The 7038-nt window shown below is 37.6% G+C and carries 8 protein-coding genes and 1 pseudogene; 3 read left to right on the top strand and 6 right to left on the bottom strand.

What is annotated here, in order from left to right:
• Positions 1 to 44 precede the first annotated feature (44 nt).
• A pseudogene (locus tag AS180_RS20685) lies at positions 45 to 167 on the bottom strand (recombinase family protein); the annotation flags it as partial.
• A gap of 209 nt (positions 168 to 376) precedes the next feature.
• Here AS180_RS20685 and AS180_RS20680 point away from each other — a divergent pair.
• The gene (locus AS180_RS20680; protein ID WP_062687441.1) at positions 377 to 574 is read left to right on the top strand and encodes a BLB8/JUQZ-1 family protein; all 198 of its coding nucleotides are present in this window, start codon (positions 377 to 379) and stop codon (positions 572 to 574) included.
• Between the two features lie 56 nt (positions 575 to 630).
• On the opposite strand, the gene AS180_RS20675 is transcribed toward AS180_RS20680, so the two are convergent.
• Positions 631 to 1197, bottom strand: coding sequence for a DUF5643 domain-containing protein (locus tag AS180_RS20675; protein WP_062687440.1), 567 nt, complete (start codon positions 1195 to 1197; stop codon positions 631 to 633).
• Positions 1198 to 1320: 123 nt separating this feature from the next.
• Here AS180_RS20675 and AS180_RS20670 point away from each other — a divergent pair, with 123 nt between their 5' ends.
• Positions 1321 to 1515 carry a hypothetical protein gene (locus tag AS180_RS20670; RefSeq protein ID WP_062687439.1) on the top strand — a complete coding sequence of 65 codons (195 nt, stop codon included), beginning with the start codon at positions 1321 to 1323 and terminating at the stop codon, positions 1513 to 1515.
• A 296-nt stretch (positions 1516 to 1811) separates the two neighbouring features.
• Here the strand turns inward: AS180_RS20670 and ahlS are convergent, their stop codons facing one another.
• From ahlS to AS180_RS20650, 4 genes are all read right to left on the bottom strand, one after another.
• Positions 1812 to 2648 (bottom strand): AhlS family quorum-quenching N-acyl homoserine lactonase, encoded by an 837-nt coding sequence (gene ahlS / locus AS180_RS20665; protein WP_062687438.1) that lies wholly within the window; start codon positions 2646 to 2648, stop codon positions 1812 to 1814.
• 46 nt (positions 2649 to 2694) lie between these two features.
• Positions 2695 to 3873, bottom strand: a complete 1179-nt coding sequence (locus AS180_RS20660; RefSeq protein ID WP_062687437.1) for an iron-containing alcohol dehydrogenase — start codon at positions 3871 to 3873, stop codon at positions 2695 to 2697.
• 1 nt (position 3874) lies between these two features.
• Positions 3875 to 5305: an aldehyde dehydrogenase family protein gene (locus AS180_RS20655; RefSeq protein WP_062687436.1), complete on the bottom strand. Its 1431-nt coding sequence runs from the start codon at positions 5303 to 5305 to the stop codon at positions 3875 to 3877.
• Positions 5306 to 5387: 82 nt separating this feature from the next.
• Positions 5388 to 6383, bottom strand: coding sequence for a LacI family DNA-binding transcriptional regulator (locus AS180_RS20650; protein ID WP_062687435.1), 996 nt, complete (start codon positions 6381 to 6383; stop codon positions 5388 to 5390).
• Positions 6384 to 6829: 446 nt separating this feature from the next.
• Here AS180_RS20650 and AS180_RS20645 point away from each other — a divergent pair.
• On the top strand, positions 6830 to 7038 hold a 209-nt coding region (locus AS180_RS20645), incomplete at its 3' end, for a transposase (protein ID WP_062687443.1).

Raw genomic sequence — 7038 nt, 5'->3', positions numbered from 1 at the left:
CTGTAGACCGCAAAGTAAGTTTGAAGAAATAATAAAACGCACCCCTATTTTTTTATTTCTTCAAGTTTTCTTCTGTTAACTTCCCTATATAAGGAACCTTGAGATATTCCTGTTGCCGAGACGATCTCCTTGATAGAATATTCTTTACTATCATACATCCTTGTAGCATGGAAAATTTCATCAACATATGTTTTATAGATATCACTATACCTCACAGTAGGTCTATACATTGAATCCTCCTTAGATATTAAACAATATACTGGCAATAACCATTACAACTAGTGCAGCTAATACCCATTCATTGTCTTCTGATTTACTGGGCTTATTGTTTTTATTCGCTCTCATATATTTTTGGCTCCTTGGTGCAATAAGACCAATGGATGTGACACTTCCATTAGGAATTGGTAGTTCATATCTTATGGATAGTGCTAATTGGATGATTTTATATGGGAGTAATGTTGTTAAACTTTCTGGTAATAAAGCTGTTATGATAGGGTACGGAACAGCTCAAGTTCAAGCATTTAAATCTAATGGATCTGTCCTTGGAGTTTATACTTTTGTAGTAAATAGATAATTTAAAATAGTAGATGAGATAAGGATTTCTTCAACTCATCTACTATTTTACTTTTATTAATTAATAGGTAATGTAACCTCTAACTCAGGAATATATTGAATCTTTGGTTCATTATTTTCATCCAATTGATATACCCCCATTTGATTTTCCTCATAAAGTCGTACATATGGCTTGAGAGTTATCGTTTTTGGAACGGCTTCAAACGGGTGGTACCGTAAATCCATAGTCTGAACGCTTCCATCTGTAGCATTCCAACCATTCCCATTAATTAAATTAAGTTTATTGCCTTGATCATCAAACATATCTACGCCTACACTCATTGCTAATGGTGATAACGTGAATTTCGAGTTGTCAGTCAAAACCATTTGTGTAGTTATATTTGTCGTGATTGGTGTGAGTTTGATTTTTTCCACAGTAAAGCGAATATTCTCGTATTCTCGACTGACATTAGGTTGTAAAGTCATATAGTCTTCGATTTTTTTCACAGGAATATCAATTTTGAAAGGTTCCTGTATGCCTTTTACTGTAGTTAGTAACGTTAAATCGAATTGCTCTGGAAATGGACTTCCTCCCTGATTACTCAAATCAGAAAACTCAAGATTTCCTGCACCGGGTGCACACACAATTCACTACAATTTATAAATATACACAAAAAATGGTTTGTAAGCCCGTAATCAAATAACGCATATAAATGACCTGGCTCCTCCGGTACGATCAACGTATCATTCAAAGGAGGTGCCATTCTTATGGCAACAAACAAATTAACCATTGTTCCCGTCAAAATCGACCCTCTTCCAGCTTTAACCACTTCGAATCACGCTTTCCAATATACTACAGAGCCAAGTTGTGTAATTAAAACCGCTGTGGCTGAAATTTCCTTCTTCAATGGGGTAGATGAGCGCATTATCCAAAAGATTATGAAGGAGCTGAAGGAATTATGAAACAGGATTTTACGAATTGAAGCGTTGACGGAATAAGGTCGTCAATTAACGAAAGCCATATATACGGCTCTAATCATCCAGCTAATTTAGCTTGTGACTGTTGTCTCGGTGAAATGGTAGAATTCAGTTCGACGATGGTACGTGAAGAAGCGAAATTTATTCCAGCGACGTTGAAACATATACAACATTTTGAACATGTGCAAAATAGCCAGTTAACCGAAAAAATTTCAGCTAACTGGCTATTCGTCAAGGGTACCGTAAAGGGGCACTCTTTTTATATTTTAGGCTTACGTTATTTATTCGTAATAACCTTCAGTTGATTTAATAAGTCTTTTAAATTGATCGGAGTCATGTCCAAACCAGATTTCAGAGTTATTTTCATTTACGAATGAGCGAATACGTTCAACTGTATGGTTATAGCCAACAGAATCATATAAAATTCCAGGTGGCTTCACAGGTGGCCCGTAGCTTTCCTTCGTATAAAGGGCATCAGATGCTAATAAAATATTGCCTGTCCCTGGCAGTTCGATGTGAAGGCCGAGCATCCCATAGGCATGACCAGGGCCAAAATTAATAATTTTCACACCTTCTGCTAGCTTCACTTCTTTTTCAAACGGCTTAATCGTACGCCATTTTAGCTCTTTTTTAATCCATGCCATCACATCGCCCCAAATATATGCGCCCATATTGCGAGTCATTGCGAAAGTTTTCATTACATTTGCTAGTTCTGAATCATGTACGATAATTTCAGCATTTGTGAATAATTCTAAGCAGCCTGCGTGGTCTAAGTGTAAATGAGAAGCCACAACGTATTTAATATCCTCAGGACGTACTTTTAGTTGCTCTAAACGATTAATTAAATAGCATTCTTCACTTTGGAAGGCTGGGAATAATTGCTGAACACCTTGTGGCCAGCGACCTTCTTCCCCCATAGCGTCAGGGTTACAACCAGTATCGAATAAGATTTTTCCTTCTGGATGATCGATTAATACCGCATATACTGGGAATTCAACAAATTCATTTGGTTGATTTGGCGCATCGATGCTTGCTGGATTATGCATAGCGATCATATAGTTTTTATCCATTTTCATCGTGCCTGTGTCTAAAACGTAAACTTTTTTATTTTTACACATAGTATGGCCCCCTAATTTTTGGTTTTATTAATGAACTATACAAACATTAAGACTTTTCGACAACAACCCCATTCAATGCCGCTTCGTAAATTGTGAAAATATCTTGCTGCAATAATGGCATTGGGCTTCTGGCTAAAATTCGAGTTTGTTTAACTGCATCTGTTGTTAAACTTTCTAAGGCATCTGCTGTAATATTAAAGCCTTGTAATGTTGAAGGAATGCCAACATCTTCTACTAATCTTTTTAATTCATCGACACATTTATAAGAAGCTTGTTGCTGAGAAAGCTGATTGCTACTAAAGCCCATCGCATTGTAGATATCTTTCATGCGCTTTTCACAGCTGGAGCGAATATAACCCATTACATAGGGGAGTAAAACGGCATTTGAATCGCCATGTGCAATATGGAATTGTCCGCCTAACGGGTATGCAAGTGCATGTACACCAGCTACTCCGGCATTGAAGAAAGCTATGCCGGCTAAGTAACTTCCATAGCTCATGTCTGTACGTGCTTGAACATTCGTGCCGTCTTGTACAGCTGTACGTATAGACTGGCTAATTAGACGAATAGCTTGTAGAGCAAGTGCATCGGAAACAACACTGGCATTTTTAGAAACATATGCTTCCACGGCATGTGTTAAGGCATCTACGCCTGTTGCTGCAGTTACTTTTGCTGGTACGGAAATCGTAAGCTCCGGATCAACAATCGCTACATCAGCAACTAAATAATCATGTGTGACGACATCTTTAGTTGTTTCTAAAGAAAGAACAGAGATGTTCGTTACTTCTGAGCCTGTTCCAGAAGTCGTCGGAATTAAAATGGTCGGTAACCCTTTTTTTGTAATTTTTTTCGAGCCGGTTAAATTTAAATAATCTTCTACATTTCCTTCATGAACAGTAATGATGCCCGCTAATTTGGCTAAATCTAGCGCACTTCCGCCACCTAGGCCGATAACTAGTTCAGATTGTGATTGTCTTGCGTAGGCAACTAATTTTTCACCAACGGAAAGCGGTGGCTCTGGCACTACATCTTTGTAGATATCTACTGTAAACCCAGCTTGTTCAAGTGGTTCTGTAACACGCTTCACGATGCCGATCCCTTCTAAAAATGGATCAGTTACTAACAAAATACGTTGTACATTAAATTTCCTTACTTCTTCAACGAGATGTTTTAAAGCTCCCCAGCCTGTATAACTAAAAGGCGTGAATGTAATTTTTTCTGCCATCCTAAATGCCTCCTTCATTATTCCAAACGATTAATTTTGTTTCTGTCATTTCTTTGATTGCATACTTTAAACCTTCTTTTCCTGTACCACTCAGTTTAACGCCACCGTAAGGCATTTGATCGACACGGTAGGTTGGAATATCGTTAATCATGACGCCCCCGACATCTAACTTTTTCGCAGCTGTAAATGCCGTTTGGATATCCTTGGTGAAAATTCCTGCTTGTAACCCAAATTTTGAATCGTTGATGGATTCGATGCCATCTGCAATAGAAGTGATTTTATTAATGATTACAATTGGTGCGAATACTTCCTCGCAGCTAATTTTAGAATGACGATCGACATTTGCTAATATCGTCGGAGGGAATACGCCATCTATTTCCTTGCCACCTAATAATAACTGCGCACCGTGATCAACTGCTTCGGCAACCCAAGCGCTCGCTCGTTGTTGTTCATTGGCGTGAATCATGGCCGAAACATCGGTTTGAGCAGAAAGTGGGTCACCTAATACAAGCGCTTTTGTTTTTTCGATAAACAGCTCCGTAAATTGTTCGTATATCGTATCTTTCACATAAATGCGTTGAAGTGAAATACAAACCTGTCCTTGGTTTGAAAAAGCACCTGTGACACATTTTGTTGCGACATAATCTAAATCCACTTGTTCATCAATTATGAGTCCAGCATTCGAACCTAATTCCAGAGCTACATGTTTCATACCTGCTTTGTCTCGTATACCTATACCAACAGCAGGGCTTCCTGTGAAAGTAATCATTTTGATTTTTTCATGTTTGACTAATAGGTCTCCGATTTGTTTTCCGCCCCCTGTAATGACTTGGAACGCGCCTTTTGGTAAGGCAGTTTGGTCAATTAACTGTGCTAAAAAGAACGCAGATAACGGGGTTTGTGAAGCTGGCTTCAAAATAACGGTATTCCCTGTGGCGATAGCCGGGCCTATTTTATGTGCGACTAAATTTTGCGGGAAATTAAACGGTGTAATAGCCGCAATGGTGCCTAACGGTTGTTCAATCGTATAACCAAAGCGGTTTTTCCCTGTTTTTGCCGCATCCATTGGAATAATTTCGCCTACTAATCGTTTAGCTTCTTCACCTGCAAATTGATATGTTTCGATTGTTCGGTCAATTTCAGCTAGGGCAAATTTTAAAGGCTTCGCGCTTTCTAAAGATATAATTTCTGCGGCTTGCTCACGGTGCTCTTTAAATAATTGTGCAATTTGAAACAAAATTTCAGCACGTTCTAAAGAAGTTAACGCTTCCATTTTTACGTTAGCTTGCTGGACATGTGCAATTGCTTCATGGATAATCTCATCAGAAGCTATAGGGATTTCGGCAATTTGTTCTTTAGAATAAGGTGCATAAAGTGGACTGTAGGTAGCTGTTTCAATCCATTCCCCGTTAATATAAAGCGATTTTTTCATAGTATTAACCCTCCTGAAAACTGAAAATTCAAACATGAATACGTAACCATTTTGATATAAAAAAATTTGAACAAGACAGCCACTAACTAAAAGCGGCTGTTGTATCTCTTAAAAAAAGACTAACAGATTTTGTGATCTCAATGCAAGATTTTTTTTTATTTTCGATATTTTCTATCAATTTCTGAATGGCGATAAGTCCTAAATTACTTTCATCGCAGTCGCCAACAGTTGTTAATTGAATACTATGATGCTTTGCTAATTCTACATTATCAATACCAATAATACTGATATCTTCAGGGATTGCGATTTTTTTTTCTAAGCAAATATCCATAAGCATAAGCGCGATGGAGTCCGCCCCACCAATTAATGCAGTTGGCGGGTCAGGCAATGCTAAAATTGTCATTACAGTCTGTTCAATTGTTTGTTTTAGCGTATCTGTATGATAAACATATGCTGATTTCAATGGAATATTTGCTTCTTTGAATGCGCGTTGAACCCCTAAAAAGCGATTCGCGTAGGTGCTTACTTCTTGTGATCCACCAATCCAGGCAATTTTTTTATGACCCAATTCCAACAAATGTTTCGCTGCTAAATAGCCAGCTTGTTCATTATCAATTTCAACAAAAAAACGTTGTTGATTATGTTTACGGTTATACGTAGTAAACGGTATATTTAAATTTTCGAGCTGATGGAAAAAGGGGTCGTCCATGAAAATGCAGGACAAAATTAATCCATCTACTTTACGTTCTAAAAAACGAGCATAAGCTTGTGTAATTTTTTCATCATTGACAAATTGCACATCTACTTTATAGCCCTGGCTATTGGCATAGTTAACGATTGCCATTGTAGTATCGACAAAAAAAGGGTTATGTAAGGGGCCGGATAAGAGTGCAATTGTATTCGTTCGATTTTGCACAAGTAACCGAGCATTTTCGTTAGGGATATAATTGAGTGCTTCAATTGCTTTTGTAACCTTCTCTACTGTTGCTGCTTTTACTAATTCGGGTGTATTTAATACGCGAGAAACAGTTGTTTGTGAAACACCTGCGTATTTTGCGACATCCTTTGATGAAACCATAAGCATTGCCTCTTTCATGTATGTTTTGTTTGATTATAACGGATATTCTGCACCGGGTGCACACACAATTATCGCCATTTCCAAATGGGAACGGAAAACCTCGGTAATATCTTTTTTTTTATTAGTTCATCGACAATTTCTGTTGTAAACTGATACATAGGGAAGACCTCTTTTCTGGGATTGGTTGTGGTGACTTAATTCTACCAAAAAAGGGTCTTCCTTTTTACATGGAATTTTTCATTTACACATAATATTTTATACTCTCGACTTTCCTCGAAATTGAAAAATAACGGTTAGATAAGTTTGAAAATACTCCATATTTGCTTAATATTTCTAGTATGTTTGAATGTTATAATCAAAGTGTATGGATCGGCTACACTTAGTTAGACAGAAATTTTAAGGTCAAGTAGAATTAACTATACTAATCAGTTATGAGGAGAATCTACATGACAAAAAAAGTACGTCGAACGTTTACCGAAGAATTTAAGCAACAGATCGTGCAGCTATATCAGAATGGAAAGCCTCGTAAAGACATCATTCGAGAATATGAGTTAACACCATCTTCGCTTGATAAGTGGATTAATCAAAGTAAGTCCTCTGGTTCCTTCAAAGAAAAGGATAACCTCAGCCCCGAACAGAAAGAGCTGCAGGAACT

Origin of the sequence: Priestia veravalensis (assembly GCF_001457055.1) — a bacterium.
Classification (GTDB): Bacteria; Bacillota; Bacilli; order Bacillales; family Bacillaceae_H; genus Priestia; species Priestia flexa.
Note: the sequence above shows the minus strand (reverse complement) of the source record. Positions and strands in the feature narration are given on the sequence as shown.